This window comes from Microbacterium sp. A8/3-1 (assembly GCF_040267695.1).
Classification (GTDB): domain Bacteria; phylum Actinomycetota; class Actinomycetes; order Actinomycetales; family Microbacteriaceae; genus Microbacterium; species Microbacterium luteolum.
Genome location: NZ_CP158357.1, coordinates 3,254,299 through 3,274,292, shown reverse-complemented (window position 1 = coordinate 3,274,292; position 19,994 = coordinate 3,254,299). Strand labels below are relative to the sequence as shown.

General features: G+C 69.0%; 21 protein-coding genes. 5 read left to right on the top strand and 16 right to left on the bottom strand.

Annotated elements, in window-relative coordinates:
- The 3 genes from ureG to ABS642_RS16025 are packed head-to-tail and all read left to right on the top strand — an operon-like array spanning position 1 to position 2,466.
- Positions 1–744, top strand: a complete 744-nt coding sequence (gene ureG / locus ABS642_RS16035) for an urease accessory protein UreG (RefSeq protein ID WP_350353454.1) — start codon at positions 1–3, stop codon at positions 742–744.
- Entirely contained in the window at positions 744–1,481 is a 738-nt protein-coding gene (locus tag ABS642_RS16030) for an urease accessory protein UreD (protein WP_350350884.1), read from the top strand. The genes ureG and ABS642_RS16030 overlap by 1 nt, the downstream gene beginning before the upstream one ends.
- Positions 1,465–2,466, top strand: a complete 1,002-nt coding sequence (locus tag ABS642_RS16025; RefSeq protein ID WP_350350883.1) for a HoxN/HupN/NixA family nickel/cobalt transporter — start codon at positions 1,465–1,467, stop codon at positions 2,464–2,466. Before ABS642_RS16030 ends, ABS642_RS16025 begins: the two co-directional genes overlap by 17 nt.
- Before the next feature lie 45 nt (positions 2,467–2,511).
- On the opposite strand, the gene ABS642_RS16020 is transcribed toward ABS642_RS16025, so the two are convergent.
- Genes ABS642_RS16020 through ABS642_RS15965 form a run of 12 tightly spaced genes read right to left on the bottom strand, consistent with a single transcriptional unit; the run spans position 2,512 to position 14,669 of the window.
- Positions 2,512–3,513 (bottom strand): aldo/keto reductase, encoded by a 1,002-nt coding sequence (locus tag ABS642_RS16020; RefSeq protein WP_350350882.1) that lies wholly within the window; start codon positions 3,511–3,513, stop codon positions 2,512–2,514.
- Positions 3,514–3,557: 44 nt separating this feature from the next.
- A complete protein-coding gene (locus ABS642_RS16015) occupies positions 3,558–4,724 on the bottom strand; it encodes an aminotransferase class I/II-fold pyridoxal phosphate-dependent enzyme (RefSeq protein WP_350350881.1) in 1,167 nt (388 codons plus the stop codon).
- A gap of 57 nt (positions 4,725–4,781) precedes the next feature.
- Entirely contained in the window at positions 4,782–5,612 is an 831-nt protein-coding gene (locus tag ABS642_RS16010) for a hypothetical protein (RefSeq protein ID WP_350350880.1), read from the bottom strand.
- Between the two features lie 12 nt (positions 5,613–5,624).
- Positions 5,625–6,677, bottom strand: coding sequence for a mannonate dehydratase (locus ABS642_RS16005; protein ID WP_350350879.1), 1,053 nt, complete (start codon positions 6,675–6,677; stop codon positions 5,625–5,627).
- Positions 6,678–6,731: 54 nt separating this feature from the next.
- Positions 6,732–7,490 carry an SDR family NAD(P)-dependent oxidoreductase gene (locus ABS642_RS16000; protein WP_350350878.1) on the bottom strand — a complete coding sequence of 253 codons (759 nt, stop codon included), beginning with the start codon at positions 7,488–7,490 and terminating at the stop codon, positions 6,732–6,734.
- Positions 7,487–8,410 carry a DUF4432 family protein gene (locus tag ABS642_RS15995; RefSeq protein ID WP_350350877.1) on the bottom strand — a complete coding sequence of 308 codons (924 nt, stop codon included), beginning with the start codon at positions 8,408–8,410 and terminating at the stop codon, positions 7,487–7,489. The genes ABS642_RS16000 and ABS642_RS15995 overlap by 4 nt, the downstream gene beginning before the upstream one ends.
- A gap of 5 nt (positions 8,411–8,415) precedes the next feature.
- On the bottom strand, positions 8,416–9,078 hold the full coding sequence (locus tag ABS642_RS15990; RefSeq protein WP_350350876.1) for an RraA family protein: 663 nt from the start codon (positions 9,076–9,078) through the stop codon (positions 8,416–8,418).
- The gene (locus ABS642_RS15985; protein WP_350350875.1) at positions 9,075–11,564 is read right to left on the bottom strand and encodes a hypothetical protein; all 2,490 of its coding nucleotides are present in this window, start codon (positions 11,562–11,564) and stop codon (positions 9,075–9,077) included. The genes ABS642_RS15990 and ABS642_RS15985 overlap by 4 nt, the downstream gene beginning before the upstream one ends.
- 29 nt (positions 11,565–11,593) lie before the next feature.
- Positions 11,594–12,427, bottom strand: a complete 834-nt coding sequence (locus ABS642_RS15980; protein ID WP_350350874.1) for a carbohydrate ABC transporter permease — start codon at positions 12,425–12,427, stop codon at positions 11,594–11,596.
- On the bottom strand, positions 12,424–12,777 hold the full coding sequence (locus tag ABS642_RS15975; RefSeq protein WP_350350873.1) for a sugar ABC transporter permease: 354 nt from the start codon (positions 12,775–12,777) through the stop codon (positions 12,424–12,426). Before ABS642_RS15975 ends, ABS642_RS15980 begins: the two co-directional genes overlap by 4 nt.
- On the bottom strand, positions 12,777–13,349 hold the full coding sequence (locus ABS642_RS15970; RefSeq protein ID WP_350350872.1) for a sugar ABC transporter permease: 573 nt from the start codon (positions 13,347–13,349) through the stop codon (positions 12,777–12,779). The genes ABS642_RS15975 and ABS642_RS15970 overlap by 1 nt, the downstream gene beginning before the upstream one ends.
- Before the next feature lie 30 nt (positions 13,350–13,379).
- Positions 13,380–14,669, bottom strand: coding sequence for a sugar ABC transporter substrate-binding protein (locus ABS642_RS15965; RefSeq protein WP_350350871.1), 1,290 nt, complete (start codon positions 14,667–14,669; stop codon positions 13,380–13,382).
- Positions 14,670–14,820: 151 nt separating this feature from the next.
- Between ABS642_RS15965 and ABS642_RS15960 the strand changes: the two genes are divergently transcribed.
- Together ABS642_RS15960 and ABS642_RS15955 are read left to right on the top strand one after the other, a co-directional pair.
- A complete protein-coding gene (locus ABS642_RS15960) occupies positions 14,821–15,594 on the top strand; it encodes an IclR family transcriptional regulator (protein ID WP_350350870.1) in 774 nt (257 codons plus the stop codon).
- A gap of 116 nt (positions 15,595–15,710) precedes the next feature.
- Positions 15,711–15,932: a hypothetical protein gene (locus ABS642_RS15955; RefSeq protein WP_282215541.1), complete on the top strand. Its 222-nt coding sequence runs from the start codon at positions 15,711–15,713 to the stop codon at positions 15,930–15,932.
- On the opposite strand, the gene ABS642_RS15950 is transcribed toward ABS642_RS15955, so the two are convergent.
- The 4 genes from ABS642_RS15950 to ABS642_RS15935 are packed head-to-tail and all read right to left on the bottom strand — an operon-like array spanning position 15,929 to position 19,905.
- The gene (locus ABS642_RS15950; protein ID WP_350350869.1) at positions 15,929–16,465 is read right to left on the bottom strand and encodes a GNAT family N-acetyltransferase; all 537 of its coding nucleotides are present in this window, start codon (positions 16,463–16,465) and stop codon (positions 15,929–15,931) included. The genes ABS642_RS15955 and ABS642_RS15950 overlap by 4 nt on opposite strands.
- A 43-nt stretch (positions 16,466–16,508) precedes the next feature.
- The gene (locus ABS642_RS15945; protein ID WP_350350868.1) at positions 16,509–18,776 is read right to left on the bottom strand and encodes a heavy metal translocating P-type ATPase; all 2,268 of its coding nucleotides are present in this window, start codon (positions 18,774–18,776) and stop codon (positions 16,509–16,511) included.
- Entirely contained in the window at positions 18,773–19,696 is a 924-nt protein-coding gene (locus ABS642_RS15940) for a heavy-metal-associated domain-containing protein (protein WP_350350867.1), read from the bottom strand. Before ABS642_RS15940 ends, ABS642_RS15945 begins: the two co-directional genes overlap by 4 nt.
- A complete protein-coding gene (locus tag ABS642_RS15935) occupies positions 19,693–19,905 on the bottom strand; it encodes a heavy-metal-associated domain-containing protein (protein WP_282215537.1) in 213 nt (70 codons plus the stop codon). The genes ABS642_RS15940 and ABS642_RS15935 overlap by 4 nt, the downstream gene beginning before the upstream one ends.
- Positions 19,906–19,994 lie beyond the last annotated feature (89 nt).

The window sequence follows — 19,994 nt, the reverse complement described above, 5'->3', positions numbered from 1 at the left end:
ATCCCGCAATCGTCACACTCGCACCCCGCCCGATCCCTGCGACTGGGCGTCGCCGGCCCGGTCGGCACCGGCAAGTCATCCCTGATCGCGACCGTATGCCGCGCGCTCTCCTCCGAACTGCGCCTCGGTGTGATCACCAACGACATCTACACCGATGAGGACGCCCGCTTCCTGCGCTCCGCCGGAGTCCTCGAGCCGGAGCGCATCCGCGCCGTCGAGACCGGAGCCTGCCCGCATACGGCGATCCGCGACGACGTCACCGCGAACCTCCTCGCGACCGAAGACCTGGAACGCGACTTCGACCCGCTCGACGTCGTCATCATCGAGTCCGGCGGTGACAACCTCACCGCCACGTTCTCTCCGGCACTCGTCGACGCGCAGATCTTCGTCCTCGACGTCGCCGGAGGTGGCGATGTCGCACGCAAGGGCGGCCCCGGAATCGCCCGCGCCGACCTGCTCGTGGTCAACAAGACCGATCTGGCGCCGTACGTGGGCGTCGATGTGCCGCAGATGGTCGCCGACGCAGAGGCCGCCCGTGAAGGACGTGCCGTTCTCGCCCTCTCGCGCTCCGACGCAGACTCGGTCGCGACGCTCAAGGCCTGGGTGCTGCAGATGCTCGCCGCGCACCGCTCGGGCGACCACACCCCTCAGGATCCTGGCCCGATGGCTCCGCACTTCCACGCCGACGAGGAAGGTGGCGGCGTCACCCACTCGCACGACGGGGTGGCCGCACACTCGCACTGATGTCCTCCACTCGAATCGCGATCCATGCCGACGAGCCGCGCACCCGCGTCGACCTCGTGGCCGGCGCGATCGTGCCTCGCCTCATCGAGCGCGGTCCGCGGTCGGCGCGCATCGCGCTCGTCGCCGGTGGCGCGCTGCTGCTCGGCGGTGACCGCGTCGACATCGCGGTCACCGTCGGAAGCGGGTGCACGCTCGACCTCGAAGACATCGGGGGCACCGTCGCATACGCCTCCGACGGTGTCGCGGCCTTCTGGGATGTCGAGGTGACCCTCGGTGCGGACTCTCGTCTGCGCTGGGCAGGGCTTCCCCTCGTCATCGCCGACAGCGCCGACGTCCATCGCCAGACCCGGATCCGCCTCGGCGACGGGGCGATCGCGGTGATCCGCGAGTCGGTCGTTCTCGGGCGGTCGGGGGAACGCGGCGGACGTATCCGGCACCGCACTTCTGTGGCGGATGCCGAGGGGCCGGTCCTGGAGGAAGAGCTCGATGCCGACGGAGGCGCCCCCGTCCCCGGAGTGCTGGGGGCGAACCGGGTGCTCGACACGATCATCCGCGTCGGCGATCGACCCCCCGCAGCGACCGGGCGCGGGGCGACCTTCATGGCCCTGAGCGCCCCCGGGGCGATTGCGCGCTACCTCGGCGACGCCGCCCATGCGAGTCCCCTCGCAGAAATCTGGAACGAGTGGGCGGATCTGCCCCTCGCCGTGGAAAGGAACGCTGTTGACGTCACTGGCTGACACCCGCCCCGGGATGCGCATGATGCCGAGCACGATCGGAGTCGTCGCGTTCATCGCGCTGCTGCACGTGCTCGGCTGGGGTGTCCTCCTCTTCGCGGTGATACCGGCAGGAATCCCGCTGGGCGGCAGCACACTCGCAACGCTCGGCGTCGGGCTGACCGCGTACGTGCTGGGCGTCCGGCACGCGTTCGATGCCGACCACATCGCCGCCATCGACAACACCACTCGGCGGCTCGCGGAACGCGGCAAGCCCGCCACGACGGTCGGCTTCTGGTTCTCACTCGGGCACTCGACGATCGTCGTCGTGCTCTGTGTGCTCCTCACCTTCGGCATCACCGCCGTCGGCTCGTCGCTCGCCGACGATTCCTCGACTCTGCGGGTGTGGACGGGGGTGATCGGCCCCGTGGTCTCGGGCGTCTTCCTGCTGATCATCGCCGCGATCAACATCGCGTCCCTGCGCCGCCGGCGAGGAAGCACCGGCGGCCCCGTGCTTCGCCTGCTCGGACCGATCGAGAAGGCGGTCGACCGCCCCTCTCGGATGTACGTCGTCGGACTCCTCTTCGGCCTCGGTTTCGACACCGCGACCGAGATCGGCCTCCTCGCGCTCGCGGGCGCCGCGACTCTCACCGCCATTCCCTGGTGGGCGACGCTCACCCTGCCCATCCTGTTCGCCGCCGGAATGAGTGCCTTCGACACCGGCCAGGGTGCGGTGATGCGCCGGGCCTACACGTGGCAGCCCGGCCGCCGTCGCCTGGGAGAGACCTACGTCATCGCGATGACCGGCCTCTCGGTCGTCGCCGCCGTGCTCATCGCGACCGTGCAGCTCGCAGACGTGCTCGTCGCGAACCTCGGGCTCGGCGGACCACTCCCCTGGGTGGCGTCCATAGGTATCGATGACCTCGGACTCGTGCTCACCGCCGTGCTCCTGGCGACGTGGGCAGCCGTGCTCCTCATCGCCCGTCGGCCGCACGCGGTTGCGACCTGAACGGCGGTCTGACAGTTCCTCAACGCTCAGTTCGGCGGGTGACGCTCACGCCGGCTTCGCGGCCAGCGGCTCGAGGCGGGCGATCTCCTCGTCCGACAGCGGAGCACCGTCGAGAGCGCGCAGGGAGTCCTCCAGCTGGCGGACGCTCGACGCACCGATCAGCGCGCTGGTGACCGCCGGGTCGCGCAGCACCCACTGGATCGCCAGCTGAGCGAGGGTCTGGCCGCGCGACGAGGCGATCTCATTCAAGGCCTTCGCCCGATCGAGGTACGCCTCCGAGATGTTCGACTCGGTCATCCATCGTCCGGTCGCCGCACGGGAGTCGCTCGGGATGCCCTTCAGGTAGCGATCCGTGAGCAGGCCCTGATCCAGCGGGGAGAAGGCGATCGCGCCCGTGCCGAGCTCGGTCAGGGTGTCGAGCAGACCCAGCTCCTCGATGCGGCGGTCGAACATGTTGTACCGCGGCTGGTGGATCGTCAGGGGAACACCCTCGGCACGAAGTGCCGCCGCAGCAGCCCGAGTCTCCTCGGGCGTGTAGTAGTTCGAGATGCCCGCGTACAGCGCCTTCCCCTGCCGGACGGCGGTGGCGAGCGCACCCATGGTCTCTTCGATGGGCGTCTCGGGATCGGGCCGGTGGGAGTAGTAGATGTCGACGTAGTCGAGACCGAGGCGCTGCAGGGACTGATCGAGCGACGCGACCATGGTCTTGCGCGAACCCCACTCGCCGAACGGCCCGTCCCACATCTGGTAGCCCGCCTTCGTCGAGATGATGAGCTCATCGCGGTAGGGCTGGAAATCGAGCTGGTGGATGCGGCCGTAGTTCTGCTCCGCGCTGCCGGCCGGCGGACCGTAGTTGTTGGCCAGGTCGAAGTGGAAGACACCCAGATCGAACGCGCGGCGGAGGATCGCGCGCTGCGTCTCGAACGTGCGGTCCTCGCCGAAGTTGTTCCACAGACCCAACGAGACGCGCGGCAGGATCAGTCCGCTCCGCCCGGATCGGGCCGTCGTGATCGAGTCGTACCTGGTCGGCTCAGCGGTGTACGTCATCGTCCTGCTTTCTGGGGGAAGGATTCGAGTCCACTATTCCAGCCTCAGCGCGCGGCCAGCGCGTCGGCCATCCGATCGACGGCCTGCTCGATGATCGGGCGGGGCGTCGCGAAGACGAAGCGCATGAATCCGATGCCGGCCGTGCCGGTGGCGGATCCGTCGGTGAGGGCGACGCCGGCCTTCTCGCGGAAGAACTCGGCCGGCTGCGCGCCGAGGTCGAGCGCTCTCGCGTCGAGCCAGCCGATGTACGTCCCCTCGGGTGCGCGGTAGGAGATCTCCGGGATGCGCGCGGCCAGCGCCTCGCCGAGGAACCGGCGATTGCCGTCGAGGTAGCCCTTGACGTCGGCGAGCCAGGCGCGGTCGTCGCGGTAGGCGGCAGTGTTCGCGATGACGCCGAGGTTGCTCGCGCCGTGCGAGGCCATCATCCCGATCGGATCCCAGACTGCGCGGTCGGCGTCGTTGCTCAGGATGATCTGCGCCGTCTTCAGGCCCGGGAGGTTCCAGGCCTTCGACGCGGACGTCGCGGTCACGGTGTGGGCGGCGGCGGCATCCGAGATCGAGGCGTAGGGGATGTGAGACGCCGGGGCGTAGACGAGCGGCGCATGGATCTCGTCGGAGAACACCCGCCCGCCGTGACGCTCGACGACCTCGCTGACGGCGAGCAGCTCCTCACGCGTGAAGACGCGACCGACCGGGTTGTACGGGTTGCAGAGGATCAGCAGGCCGGCCCCGGCACGGAACGCCGCGTCGATGCCGTCGAGATCGAGCATGTAGCGCCCGTCGGTCACCGTCATCGGCACCTGGATGACCTCGCGTCCTGCCGCGGGCGGCACCGAGAGGAACGGCATGTAGGCGGGCGTCGGAACGATGATCGGAGAGCCGGGGCGCGAGAAGTGCTCCATCGCGAGCTCGAGGCCCTGGATCACGTCGGCGATCGGGTGGACGTCGGATGCCGGCACGGCCCAGCCGTACATGTCACGCAGCCAGTCGGACGTGGCCTCCGACATCTCGTCGGAGAGGGCGGTCGGAAGATATCCGAAGATGCCCTGGTCGACGGCCGTGTGCAGCGCACGGGAGATGCCGGGTGCGACCCCGAAGTCCATCTCGGCGACGAAGGCGCCCACCGCGTCGGGGAACATCGACCACTTCAGCCCCCCGATGCGACGAAGATGCTCGACCTCGATGGCGTCGAAGGCGGAGGCGAGAGACATGGGGCTCCTGTCGTTGCGCTGGCGGGGGTGCGTGCTCCCTCCATCTTCGCCCGGTTCTCAGGGGGTGGGCTCGGCCGCGATCATCTCGTCGTACCCCTCGACGTACGTCGGGTACTCGAGACTGCCGAGCAGAGACAGCAGCAGCAACCCGTCGTGCACGAGCCCGGTCGCCTCGGCCGACGGGTCGTCCGGCGGAGCGTCGACGCCGAGCCGGAGCGCGATGTGAGCGACGACGTCTCCCAATGGCGCCGGCGCCTGATCGACCGCGTGGACCAGGGAGGGCGGCTCCGGCATCCGCAGGAGCAGATCGAGTGCGCGCACCAGATCCACCTCGTGGATGCGGTTCGTACGGCGCCGGTGGTTCACGGGCTTGTGCTCGCGCACCTGACGGAGCAGGAACCCCCGGCCCGGGCCGTAGATCCCGCTCGGTCGCACGACCACCGCCGAGAACAGCTCGATCGCCGCGCGCTCCCCGTCGTACAGGCCTCGGGAGCGATCGGATGCCGGCACGGGCTCGTCCTGCTCGGTGATCGGGTGATCGGATGCCGTCGCCTCGAAGACCCCCGTCGACGAGACGAACACGGTGCGCTGAGGCACGGAGGGCAGAGCGTCGCGGAGGTGGGTCAGGGCGATGCGGTACCCGTCGACGCCTCCCGGCGGCGGAAGGGTCACGACCATGGCGTCGACCGCAGGCAGAGGCTCGGTCAGCGGGATCGACAGATCCCCGCGGATGCCGGTGACGCCCTCCGGCAGATCGCCGTCGCTGCGCCGCAGCGCGAACACCTCACTGCCGTCGGCGACGAGCCGGTGAGCGAGACCCCGCCCGAGCTTGCCGAAGCCGACGAGGAGCGTGCGGCGGGGAGGCACGAGGGGGGCGGAGGAGTTCATCGCTTCAATCTGTCACACGATCGCGGCGGACCTCGCCTCGGGATGCCCGAACACCGCATGCTGCAGACCGCGGATGTACCCGGCCGCGAACAGCCGTCCGAGCGCCTGATAGCCCGGGCGGTCGTTCGCCTCGCCCGCCATGGTGGGGACGTGGTCGGGGCGCAGCGGGCCGGTGAATCCCACGTCACGATAGGCGCGCATGCACTCCGCCATGTCGGTCTTGCCATCGTCGTGGAACGTCTCCACGAAGTCGGAGGCGCTACCGCGGAGATCACGGAAGTGCACGAACGCGATGGCGTCGTCGGCCCCGAGCTCGCGGATCGCCGCCGGGACATCGTCGGTCATCAGGGCGAAGTTCCCCTGGCAGAACGTGATCGCGTTGCTCGCGGACGCGTCGATGCTCCGCAACCGCCGGTAGCCGTCGAGCGAGCTCATGATCCGCGGCATCTCGCGCACGATCGGCAGGGGCGGATCGTCCGGATGCAGGGCCAGCCGCACGCCCGCGCTCTCCGCCTCGGGCAGCACGGCGGCGAGGAAGTACTCCAGCGCGGACCACAGCTGCGGGGCCGTGACGTCTCGCCCGGGAAGGATCGGGCCGCGGGCGTTCGCGTCGGCCAGCGAGAATCCGGTGACGAGCGCACCTCCTCTGGTGGGGATGTCGCTGCGCGTCCGCGACCAGCTCGAACCGACCATCCAGTTGTAACAGAGCACCGGGATCTCCAGCACGCCCATGGCGCGGATCTGCTGGATCACATGCTCGATCTGCTGGTCGCGGGCAGGGCCCCCGAGCCGCACGTCGTCCATCGGCGCCGTGTCCTCGATGGCGATCAGCTGCATCCCGTGCTCCGCGAACGTCGCCTTGTCCTCGGCGAGCGCCGTCTCGCTCCACGGCTCGGCGCCGTCGGCGTAGTGAGGGGGTTCGGTGGCGCCCGCTACCGCAGCGAAGATGCGGTGCTCCTGTTCGGCTCCGCGCATCATGCCGACGGCGTGCTCGACTCCCGCCTGCCGCAGCAGCGCCCACCACGGCTCGGGGCGTGCGGGAAGGAACTCACTCAGTTGGAACATCGAATCTCCGTGCAGTCTTTCTGGGTTGGCGTTGCGGTGGGTGCGGGAACCGGATCAACCAGGGTCGGGCTCGTACCGCACCAGATGGTTCGAATACGCGCCGTCGACGGTCACGGTGGTGCCGGAGATGTACCGGCTGTCGGGGCCGGCGAGGAACGAGGCAGCGCCTGCGACGTCGTCGACAGCTCCCACTCGCCCTGCCGGTATCCAGCGCCCGAAGCGCTCCGCGCCGATCTCGTCGATGAGGTGCTCGTTCATGGCCGTGCGGATGGCTCCCGGCGCGAGATTGTTGATGCGGATGCCGCGCGGACCGAGCTCGACCGCGGCCGTGCGCGTGTAGGCCGCCAGCGCGGCCTTCGTCGTCGCGTATCCGGAGTTGCCCGCGACGGGGACCGATTCGTGGATCGACGTGACGTTGATGATCGATCCGCGACCGGACCTCTGCAGCTGCGGCAGGCTCCGCCGGATGAGCTCCACCGGCGCGAAGACGTTGATGCGGAACATCCGCTCCAGAATCCGCGGGTCGAGCTGGTCGACGGTCGCGGGCTCTTCGAAGCCGGCGTTGTTGACGAGCACGTCGAGCGTCCCGACCGCCTCGATCGCGGCGAGAACCGCGTCGAGTCCGGAGGCCTCGGCGAGGTCCGCGACGATGAGCTCCGCATCCAGCGCTTCGGCGACCCGTCGCGTGCGCTGCTCGTCTCGGCCATGCACGAGGAGGCGCGCGCCGTCCGCGGCGAGACGCCGGGCGATCGCCTCGCCGATGCCCGCACTCGCTCCGGTGACGAGGGCGGTGTATCCCTGCAGATCGGTCATGAGATGTCCTCCACGGTCAGTGTCAGTCGCATCGTCCAGCTCTCCCCCGGCTCCAGGGTGGGCTGAGGTCGGGCATCGTCGAAGCCGGCGATCCCCCAGTTGGCAGGCTCGATCGCCTGCACGTAGGCGCCGGGAGTCCGACGCCGCCAGCTGAACCCTCGTGGAAGGCGCTTCGTCTCCCACGCGACGCCGAACCGGCGGTCTCGCGACGGCGAGGTGATGAAGGCGCGTGCCGTGCCGTCCGAGGACTCCGGGTCGATCGCGATGACCTCGTCCTCGACGACCTGCGGCTCGCCCATCCGGCCCCGACTCTCGCCGTCGATGATCAGCTCGGATGCCGGCTGCAGGAACGGGTAGCCCAGATTCACGTGATAGAGCAGGGGTGCCGCAGCGGGCGCAGCCGACTCGTTGACGATCTCGTCGTGCAGGTCGATCCGGCCGTCGTCGGTGTGGAACGTCCACGTGCGGTGCACGACGAACAGGCGGCCGATCCCGTCGTTCTCTCGAATCGTCCCGCGGACGACGATCCTCCCCGTGGCCGGATCGGCATCGACGCTCACCTGCTCAGCGGGGTTGCCGCTGTAGCGCCCGTGCCGCGGCATCCCGGGAACCGCTCCGCCGACGTGACGGAGCCCGCAGGTCGTGAGCAGTCCGCCTTCCCACATCCGGTGCCATCCGTCGTCGTCCGACGGGACATCACCCGCGCGTCGCGGTCCGGCGGCCGACGTCCACGACAGCGCCTCTCCCGCGAACCACGCCTGACCGAGATCGAGGCCACGGTCGAGGAGCACCCGCGCATGGATCCCGCCGGATGGCGAGACGGCGAGCAGCCGCTCCCCGCTTCCGGTGCCGTCCGCGCGCACGAGGACATCGGCGCTCATCAGCTGCGAGTCGGAGGCGGTCAGGGATCGGAGGTCCATGTCGATCAGAGCACCCCGAAGGTCGCGAAGGCCTCGGATGCCGGCATCCCGTCGGCCACCGCGGTGCGGAAGGCCACCTCGCCGGCGCGCTTCTCCTGGGCGGCGGCGATCGTCGCCTCGACCAGGCGCTCCGGAACCACGACCACTCCGTCGCAGTCGCCGATGAGGAGGTCGCCCGGTTCGATCCGGACGCCGTCGATGACGCACGACACCCGCAGGGCGACGATCTCGTGACGCCCCATGCTGTCGTAGGGGATCGTCCCCGCCGAGATGACCGGGAAGCCGAGGCCCCGCACCTGCCGGGTGTCGCGCACGAGGCCGTCGGTGATCGCACCGGCCGCACCACGGACCTGGCACGCGGTGGAGAGCAGCTCACCCCAGACCGCCATGTCGACGGCTCGCGCCGTCGGCGTCACGAACACCTCGTCGGCACCGATCTCGTCGAGGGCGGCGATCAGGCCGACGAACGGCTTCTCCGGGATGTCGTACATCCGCTGCGTCGTCACCGGGAACGCCCACCCGACGATGACGTCGTCACGGTCGAGGGGCGCGAGGCCGGGCCCGAGGCACTGGTGACGCAGTCCCTGCGCGTCGAGCAGGTCGGACACCACGGACGAGCCGAGTTCGCGGCGGATCCGGTCGAGGTCGACGTTCGGCCGCGGGCTCATCGCGCGTCCTCGGTGAGCGCAGCGGTGAACTTCAGCGTGCTGATGCGCCAGGGAGCGAGCTCGATGTCCACACGGCCATCGGCCACGGGCACCTCGCCGACGACGGCGCCGGTGAGGTCGATGACGTCGGCGCCCTCCGCCGTGAGGAGACCGGTCAGTCTCGCCGTGACGGTCGAGGCCGACTGGTTGACGAGCCGCACGCAGGCGCGGCCGTCCTCGTCCAGGTAGAGCGCGGAGACCCGCACGTCGTCGCCGTGGTTCTCCAGCAGCACGGACTCCGCCGCGTCGCCGAACAGCACCCGCGAGCGGCGCCACCGTCGATCCGCCAGCGCGGCGACGTAGTCGGACGCATCGAGCACCTGCACGCGGAACTGCCACGTCGTCTTGCCGGGGTTCGTCCAGTGCAGCCGACGGTCGCCGCAGGATGCCGCCGTGCGCAGCAGCACCGCGCTGGTCTCGCCGTGCTCGGACCGGAATGCCGGATGCTCGGTCAGCACCGCGACCGCGCCGTCCGCGTCATCCGCCGCGATCCAGTGCTGCACCTCGCGGTACGCCGCCTGGTCCTCCGGGGAGATCTCATCGGGCGCGTAGGGGTGCGCCCCCTCGGGAATGCAGTCCCATGGCGAACCGTGGAACGGGGTGCCGAAGCTCAGCGCCGATCGAGAGGCCTCGGGCAGCAGCGGGAGACGGACCTGCCAATCCTCGAGTGCCGGCCAGTCGACGTCCATCTCGACGTCGACCGCCTTCTCGTGGGCCCAGACCGTCAGGATCTGGCGCCAGGTCACACCCAGCAGCTCCCAGTCGAGGTGGACCTGGACGGCGAGCGCCCCCTGCGAGCCCACCGCGACGTCGAGCAGCACGGCGTCGACGCGCTGCTCCTCGTCGGTCGCGAGCGTGACATCGTTGCCGAGCTCACGGACGGCATAGGCCGGAGCGAGGATGCGGCGACGGCGGTCATCCTGCGTGAGCCATGCCTCGCCGCTCGTGCGCGAGACCTGCAGCTGGAGGTCACCGGTCGTCACGACGACCTCGTCGGCGTCGGAGCGCACGTCGATCGAACCGGTGGCAGCGGCGGTCGTCAGCGGATGCAGGCCGATGCTCTCGGGAAGGTCGGCGGCGACCGCGCGGATGGCTCGACCGTCGGCTCCTTCGAGCACCTGGGTCGAGCCCGTCTCGGAATCGAGCGCGGCGTCCAGCGCAGCATCCGCTCCGACGTCGACGAGCAGCACCGGTTCCGCGCCGAAACGCGTGCGGAACACGACCGGGCGAGCGCCGGCATCGGCACCGGTCGCCACCGCGTGAGTGACGACATCGGCCGCGTAGCCGCGTGCGCGATCGTGACGGACCTTCTTCTGGAAGACCGAGAGCGCGCCGTCCTCGCCGCCGCCGTTGTGATCCTGCGTGAACACCTGCATCCGCCAGAGCCACTCGAACTCGCGGCCGGCGGGTGCGAGGTCCTTCGGCGCGAAGAACGCCTCCTCGCCGTACAGGCCGTGCCACTGCGCCGCGCTCTCCGGCAGGGGCGCACGACCCGCGGATGCTGCGAGCACCGCGGCTGTCTCGGCGTCGAGCAGGTCGCGCTCGATCGCGCGGACGCGGTGGAAGAAGCGCATCTCCTCGTCGGGGGCGACGCCCCACACACTCGGGAACGTCCCTTCCCGCTCCGGAAGTTCGACCGGATCGTCGAGGTACGGCTGCATCACCGTGGCCGGGATCGCGTAGTCGATCTCGATCTCCGGGAACTCGTGCTGGAACTGGTCGATGTAGGCGCGCTGGTCCTTGCCGTACCGGGTGATGAAGTCCTCCGGCCCGGTCAGGTCGCCGGCGCTGCCCGACATCGCGAGGGTGCCGTGCGGGTAGCGCCCGGCCATGTCCTCGTGCTCGAGCGTCTTGCCTCCGACGAAGTGCCCCTCGGCTCCCTCGACCAGCGAGCCCTCCCGGAACGGCACGAACACGTAGTGAACCGGCCAGTGCATCACGTGCATCGCACTGCCGTCCGGGGCGACGTGCCGCCAGATGCGGCCCTCGTGGAAGATCTTGCGCGAGGTGACGTAGTAGTCGACGCCGGCCTGCGTGTAGATCTGCGAGGTCTGCGCGTTCAGACCGGGGAGGTCCGGATGCGCAGCCAGGCGCGTCTCGATGCCCAACCGCTCCTTCGCCCAGCGCCGGCCGATCTGGATGTTGCGGATGAGCGATTCGCCGAGGACGAGGTTCTCCCAGCGGTCGATGTACGCGCCGCCGATCTCGAGCCGCTTCTCGGCGATGAGCCGACGGACGAGCGGTTCGTAGTGCGGGTGCGTCATCAGGAAGTGCTCGGCGAAGATCGCCGTGTCGATCACGAACGTCTCGTTGCCCGACTCGTCGGCCCGATCCAGGTAGCGGCGGATCAGGCCATCCCCTCGGGAGAGGCAGTTGCGGTAGTCACCGAGCCAGAACAGGTCGAGGTGCGAGGTGGGGATGATGCTGATGCGGGAGATGTCGCGCATGGTTCACTTTCTGAGTTCTGGGGGTGAGTTCAGGCTTTGACGGCACCGGAGATGCCGTCGGCGAAGTACTTCTGCAGCAGGAAGAAGAGGAGGAGGGGCGGCAGGGCGGCGATCGTGGATGCAGCGAGCACGACGCCCCAGCTGGTCGTGTGCTGACCGACCATGCTGGCCAGCGCCACCGGCACGGTCTGCAGGTCGCCGGAGAGCAGGATCAGGGCGAACAGCAGCTCGCCCCAGCATCCGATGATCGCCCAGATCGCGACCGCGGCGATGCCGGCGCCGGCCATCGGGATGATCACGCGGAACAGCGTCCGGAGGGGCCCGCTTCCGTCGACCTCGGCCGCTTCGATCACCTCGTTGGGGATCGAGGCGAAGTGACCGGTGATGATCCAGACGGCGACGGGAAGCTGGAAGGCGATGTACGCGAGCGTGATGCCCGGCAGCGTGTCGATGAGCCCCAGGTTGCGCCACAGCAGGAAGACCGGCAGCAGGGTCGCCGCCTGCGGCAGCAGCTGCGTCACGAAGCTCAGGGTGAGCAGGTGCGAGCCGAAGCGGAAGCGGAGGTGCGTCGTCGCGTAGGCGGACAGAGACGCGAGCACGACGACCATGACCGTCGTCATGAGGGCGATCGCCAGGGAGCGCAGCGACGCCTCGACGATGGTGCCCTCTCCCAGGACCGTTGCGAAGTTCTCGAACGAGAGGGATTGGGGCCAGAGCGTCGCCGGGATCGAGGCGAGCTCGTTCGAGGTCTTCAGAGAAGAGGTGACCAGCCAGTACAGCGGCGCCAGGGTTCCGAGCAGGATCAGTCCGAGCACGACCCCTGCTGTCCAGGGCTTGCGGCGGGTGGAGCGTCTGACCGTCATTTCTGCGCCTTTCTGGCCACCCGCATGTAGAACCCGATCGCGATGCCGGTGATCAGCACCGAGAGCACGGAGTACGTGGCGGCGTAGTCGAAGCGGTTGAACTTCAGCGATGTCTCCCAGATCACGAACGGGAGGGTGCGCGTCGCGCCGTCGGGTCCTCCGTCGGTGAGCAGGTAGACGAGGTCGAAGTAGTTGAAGGTCCAGATGAAGGCGAGCAGCGTCGTCGTGATGAGGACGGGGCGGATGCTGGGCAGCAGCACGCTCCATACGATGCGCACGTAGCGGGCGCCATCTACTCGTGCGGCCTCGGTGAGCTCCTTCGGAACCGTCTGCAGCGCCGCCGAGATCATCAGGATCCAGTACGGCGTGGACTTCCAGGTGTGACGATGATGAGCGCCGCCATCGCGAGCGTCGGGTCGCTCAGCCAGGCGACCGGCGCGAGGCCCGCGAGATGCAGCACCGCGTTGGCCATGCCGGTGTTCGCGTCGAGGATCGAAGCCCAGATCGCGCCGACGGCGACGGCAGGGACGACCCACGGGATGAGCAGCACCGGGCGCAGAACACGGCTGGCGCGGGGGAAGAACTCGAGCGCCAGAGCACCCGCGAGCCCGAGCAGGAACTGCAGGATCAACGACCCGAACGTGAACACGAGGGTTCGGCCGATCGTGGGGAGCAGATCTCCGCGGCCGATCACCTCGAAGTAGTTCCCCAGGCCGACGAACGTCCCGTCATCGACGCTGAGGCGGTCGATGTGCATGCTCAACCACACGTTGTAGCCGAGGGGGTAGATCAGCAGGACCGCGAGGGCGATCAGAGCCGGCGCCGCGTAGGGCCACGCGGAGGGTCGGCGGATGCGCTGCGTCCGCCGACCCTCCGGCCTCGGCGACCTCGTGGACGTCACGTCCGCGGTGGTCTGGGTCATCATTGTCCCTTTCGTCGGCCGAAGCCCGGGTTACTTGATGATGGCGTCGGCCTGGGAGTCGAACTCCCCGAGCGCATCCTCGACGGAGCCGCTGCCCTTGACGATGACAGGCTCGAGCACGTTCTCGAACGCGGCAGAGACCTCGGCCATGCGCGGGACCGGCGTGATCGGCACTCGCGAGTTGGGCAGCACCTCGGCGAAGGCGTCGAAGAACGGGTCATCGCTCCACGGGGCCACATCGAGGCCGTCCGTGGTGGGAGGGAAGGCCTCTTCCCGGTTGATGTTCTCGAGGTTCTCGGCCTGCACCATCCACGCCACCAGCTTCATGGCGGCCTCCGGGTGGTCGGTGTTCTTGAACGCCCCGATCTGCCAGCCACCGGCGGTCGACGACGACTTGTCGCCGTCGTTCTGCACCGGGACGGGTACCGTGACCCAGTCCTCGCCGTAGACGAGCTGATCGTTGTAGCTCTCGATCTGCGGACGAACCCAGGGTCCGCCGAGCATCATCGCGAGCTTGTCGCTCGCGAACAGCTGCGCGAGGGCGTCGCCGGCGAGGTTGTCGAGCCCCGGAGGGACGGCGCCGGTCGCGACGATGTCCTGGAGGAGCTGGAGCGCGTCGACGGTGGCGTCGTCCTTCGCGGCCACCGCTGCTGAGCCGTCCTCGTTCAGGATCGCCCCGCCCGCGGTGTTGATGTACGGACCGGCGGACTCGTAGGAGAGCGAGTAGTCCGAGTCGAGCGGGAAGCCGTATCCGTAGACGTCGGTGCCGGCGAAGGCCTTCACAGCCGTCAGCAGCTCGTCCCAGGTCGTCGGTGGCGCGTCGATGCCGTTGGCCGTGAGGAGACGGGTGTTCACGAACAGCACGCGCGCGTCCGTCGTCAGGGGAAGAGTCAGCTGCGCATCGCGCACCTGCCCCACCTCGACGAGGCCGGGGATCAGCGGCTCGGTGTCGATGGTGCCGTCGTCGATCGCGTCGTCCAGCGGCAGGAGGAAGTCGGCCGCCGCGTAGGTCTGGATGTCGGTGTGGTTCACGCGCCCGACATCCGGGCCACCACCGCCGCGCATCTCGGTCTGGATCTTGGTGTTGTATTCGCCGAAGGGGATCTGCTCCACCTTGACGTCGATGTCGGGATTCGCCTTCTCGAAGGCTTCGATGGCCGGCATCTCCCCCGCTGCCAGCGTGGCGTCCTCCACGCTGGTGACATAGGTGAGGGTGATCGGTCCGTCTTCGCCGCCGTCAGCGGCGGGACTGCATCCGGCGATGAGGATACCCACCGTGGACAGGCCTGCCAGGACGGCGAAAGTCTTACGTGATCTCACTGCAAGCTCCTTTGCTTGTTCCCATATGGAAACGGTGTTTCTCATACGAGAGCATCATACGAAGGCTGGCGCGAAATCGTCAAGCATTTCCGGGGAATCAGTTCTTGTCCAGGAACTCACTTTCCATGGAGGAACGCGGTAGCATCGGCGAATGGTCGAACCGACGACAGACGCAGCGGGTGTGAAGTCCGCCGAGCGCACCCTCGACGTCCTCGAACTGCTCGCCAGGGCATCGGAGCCGATGACCTTCACGAGGATCGCCACGGCACTGTCCGTGCCGAAGAGCAGTCTCCACAAACTCCTCGCCACACTGGAGCGGCGTGGATGGGTCGAGACCGACGAGATGACGCGGTCGCGCTATCGCGTCGGGATGCGCGCGCTGCAGGCCGGCACGAGCTACGTCGACGCCGACGAGATCGTGCAGTGGGCCGAGACCGCGCTCACCACGCTGACCGAGCACTTCGGCGAAGCATCCCACCTCGGCCGGCTCGACGGATCCGATGTCATCTACCTCGCCAAGCGCGAATCCGCGCATCCCCTGCGCATGTTCAGCGCGGTCGGACGGCGACTCCCCGCCCACGCCACGGCCATGGGCAAGGCGATGCTCGCGACCATGGCCTGGGAAGACGTGGAGCGCCTCGTCGGCCCGCACCTCGAGACGCTCACCCAGAAGACCATCACGTCGATGGAACGCCTCGCCGACGAACTCGCCCTGACCCGCGAACGAGGCTACGGCGTCGACGACGAGGAGAGCGCCGACCTCATGCGCGCCGTCGCCGTCGCGCTCCCGAGCGTCGACAGCACCTGCAACGCGATCAGCGTGTCGGCTCCCGTCGTGCGGATGCCGCTGGATCGGACGCCCGACGTCGCCGCCGCGATCGCGCAGGCCATCTCGAGTTCCATCCCGCCGGCGCCCCGGCGCTAGACGAGTTCGCGTGAGTCCGTAGTTCCACCGATGTGCACGCCTCCCGGTCGGAGAAGACTGACGGTCGGACCGCTCCCGCACGCGCGCGGGGCGGGCACGACCGAGAGGAACAGACCATGAAGAACATCAAGAAGCGCGCCGCCGGCGCCGGGGCCGTCGTCGCACTCGCGGCCGCGCTCCTCCTCGTACCCGCCGGAGCCGCCAACGCGGCGAACAGCTACGTCTACCAGGGCTCCTGTGGCGCGGGTTGCTTCAAGTACAGCAACGGCGCCCAGAGCGCCTACATGGACAGGTGGATGGGAATGACCTTCCACCTGACCAGTCAGGTGCCGTACTAGGGGAGTCGCCGCTCCAGCACCTGGCCGGGCCACGCGTTGGGCTCCTCGCCCACGGCGAAGGTCCCCGCCCGGGTGTACCCGCAGGCTTCGTAGAACCGCACGAGGTCGCCGGACCCTCCGGCGTAGCAGTCGACTCGAAGCAGGTCGACGCCCTTCGCGGCCGCGCGCTCGTCCGCGAGGGCGAGCAGCCGGCGTCCGACGCCCTTCGCCCGTGGATCCCGCGAGCCGATCAGCACCCGGACATAGAGCTCCGGCTCGACGGTAGCCGGGACGTAGTCGACGGCGTCGCCGAGCGCGATCAGCCCGCAGACTCCGATCTCCGGATGCTCGACCACCCAGCTGTCGTCGCCGGAGCACCACTCCTCGGCCCGCGCCTCCCAGCGGGGCGTGCCCGAGACCGGCTCGGTGCCCCACTGGCCGGTGTTGCCGATCGAGACGAACCAGGCGATCGCCTCGTCGAACAGACGCAGCACGGCGGCGGCATCCTCCGGCGCAGCCCGGCGGAGCGGGAGGTCAGGGACAGCAGAAGTCATCTCTCGATCCTAGGAAGTTCTGCGCGCCCCCTGGGCCCGGAGCCTACTGGCCGTGGCCCGCGACGCTCTTGAACCCGCGCAGGCGCAGGCTGTTGCCGACGACGAAGACGCTGGAGAGCGCCATCGCCGCGCCCGCGAGCATCGGGTTCAGCATCCCGAGGGCCGCGACGGGGATCGCCGCGACGTTGTAGGCGAAGGCCCAGAACAGGTTGGTCTTGATGGTTCCGAGCGTCTTGCGGGACAAGCGGATCGCATCGACCGCGCTGCGCAGATCGCCGCGCACCAGGGTGATGTCGGATGCTTCGATCGCGACATCCGCTCCTGTGCCCATTGCGAGACCGAGGTCGGCCTGCGCGAGCGCCGGAGCGTCGTTGACGCCGTCGCCGATCATCGCGACGACCTTGCCCTCGCTCTGAAGGCGGCGGACGACGTCGACCTTGTCCGCGGGCAGCACCTCGGCGATGACCTCGTCGATCCCGACCTCGGTGGCGATCTGCCGTGCGACCGCCTCGTTGTCTCCCGTGAGCAGGACGGGGGTCAGACCGATCGCCTTGAACTGCGCGATCGCCTCGGCACTCGTCGGCTTGACCGTGTCGGCCACGATGAGGATGCCGCGCGCCTGGCCGTCCCAGCCCACGGCGACGACGGTCTTGCCTTCGCCCTCCGCGCGCGCCTTCGTGGATGCCAGCTCACGACTCAGCTTCAGCGACCACTCGGCCAGCAGGGACTCGCGGCCCACCAGCACCGCGTGCCCGTCCACGACGCCCTGCACGCCCTTGCCCTCGATGTTCGCGAAGTCCTCCGGGGCGGCGAGCGCACCGACTTCCTGCGTCGCGCCCTTGGCGATGGCCTGCGCGATGGGGTGCTCCGAGGCATCCTCCAGCGCGCCGGCCAACCGCAGCAGGTCCGCGCGGTCCACACCCGGCTCGACGACGACATCCACCAGGGTCATCTTCCCGCTGGTGACGGTGCCGGTCTTGTCGAGCACGACCGTGTCGACCATGCGCGTGGACTCCAGCACCTCCGGACCCTTGATGAGGATGCCCATCTGCGCGCCGCGACCGGTACCGACCAGCAGCGCCGTCGGCGTCGCCAGCCCCAGGGCGCACGGGCACGCGATCACGAGCACGGCGACTGCTGCCGTGAACGCCGCCGTCACCGGGAAGCCGGCTCCCAACCAGCCCCCGAGTGCCGCGACGGCGATAACGATCACGATCGGCACGAAGACCCCGGAGATCCGGTCGGCGAGGCGCTGCACCTCGGCCTTGCCGGTCTGCGCGTCTTCGACGAGCCGGGCCATCTGAGCCAGCTGCGTGTCGGATCCGATCCGCGTCGCCCGCACCACGAGTCGTCCCCCGACGTTCGTGGTGGCACCGGTCACCGCATCCCCCGAGGCGACCTCGACGGGGACGGACTCCCCGGTGAGCATGGAGGCGTCGACCGCCGACGTGCCGGAGACCACGACCCCGTCCGTGGCGATCTTCTCGCCCGGACGCACGATGAACTCATCGCCCACGCGGAGGTCCTCCACGGGGATCTTGCCCTCGATCCCGTCGCGAACGATCGAGACCTCCTTGGCGCCGAGCTCGAGCAGCGCCCGCAGCGCGGCCCCGGCCTGCTTCTTCGAGCGCTTCTCGAAGTAGCGCCCGGCGAGGATGAACATCGTCACGCCCGCGCCGACCTCGAGGTAGATGTTCGCCGCACCGTCAGAAGGCGCCAGTGCGAACTCGAACGGATGCGTCATGCCCGGCGTGCCCGCCGTTCCGAAGAACAGCGCATACAGCGACCAGAGGAACGCGGCCGCGGTGCCCATCGAGATGAGCGTGTCCATCGTGGCCGCACCGTGCCGAAGGTTCATCCATGCCGCCCGGTGGAACGGCCACGCCGCCCAGACGATCACCGGTGCGGCGAGCGCGAGCGACGCCCACTGCCAGTACGTGAACTGCAGAGCGGGGATCATCGCCATCGCGATCACCGGAACGGTGAGGATGATCGATCCGATCAGCCGATTGCGCAGCGAACGCAGCTCCGGGTCCGCCTCGTCGGCGTCACCGGTCCCCTTCTTGTCGCCCTTCGGCGCGGGCAGGACGGCCGTGTACCCGGTCTTCTCCACCTCGGCGATCAGTGCTGCGGGGTCGTACCCCTCAGGCACCGTGACCTTCGCCTTCTCGGTCGCGTAGTTGACCGTCGCCGTGACGCCGTCGAGCTTGTTGAGCTTCTTCTCGATCCGCATCGCGCACGAGGCGCACGTCATCCCGCCGATCTCCAACTCGACGCCGGCGCCGGCGGTCTGGGGAGCTGTCGTGCTCATGAGTGGCCTCCGTGTGCCGCGTCGATGACGAACTCGGCCGTGTGCACCACGCCGTCGACCTGGAAGTCCAAGTACAGCAGGGAGCGTCCGGCGGTCGGGGCTTCGGCGAAGAACACGATCTCCGGTCCCGACGTGTCGCCGGCCTCGGGCTCGTCCCCCTCGGCGTGCACGTGCAGGAAGGCGAGATCGCCCTCACGCAGAGCCACGAAGTGACCGAAAGCCCCCAGGTAGGGCTCCAACGTCGTGACGGGTTCGCCGTCACGCGAGATGGTGATGGCCAGTTCCCTCGCAGACCCTGCCACCACGTCTCCTTCGAGGGAGACGGTGAAACCGTCGACCTCGGAGGCCACGCTCGGCTGCGTCTCGACCGGAACGAACTCGCCCACCACCTGGACGGTGCGCGAGAGGGTCAGGTTCGCCGCGTCCGCGCCGCCCGGCGTGAAGTCGGCGAACACGCGGTACGTTCCCGCCGCCTCCCACTCCCACGGCAGCGACCATGTGCCCGTCGCCTCATCGAGCAGCGGGTGCACATGCTGGAAACCGCTCCCGTCCGATCGCGCGACGATCAGGTGCAGATCCTTGTCGTGAGCCGTCGTGTAGTCGGTCACCGCCTCGCCGGCGGCATCCTGGATCTGGAAGCGGAGCTCCCCGGCCTCGCCCACGGTCGTCGGCGCTTCGATCGGCGACAGGACGTACCCGTCGATGCTGAGCGCGAGGCCCTTCAGCGCGGTGGCGACGGATGCCGATGCGGATGCCGTCTCCCCGGACTCGTGTCCCTCGTCATGCCCGTTCATTTCGCTTCCCTTCTGCCATCCGGCGACCACGTCGTCGGGAACCACCGCTGCGGCGATGCCGAAGGCTCCGCCGAAAGCGACGATCAGTCCGAGCCCGTACAGGGCGAGACGTGCGCCGGTCTTCATGACGCCCGTACCGCCGAGTAGCCGGCCTCCTTGACCGCCGCGAGAATCTGCGCGTCGTCGATCGCGTCCGAGGCGGTGACCTCCAGCAGCCCGGTCTTCGCACTCACCTGAATGCCTTCGACTCCGGCGACCTGTCCGACCTCTTCGCGCACCGACATCTCGCAGTGCCCGCACGTCATGCCCGTCACCTGGTACTCGTTCGTCGCCATGTCATCCTCTTCTCGTTTTGGGATACCCCTGCTGGGTATTTGATTCAACCGTATACCCCACCCGGGTATTCCGCTACTCTGAAGTTAAT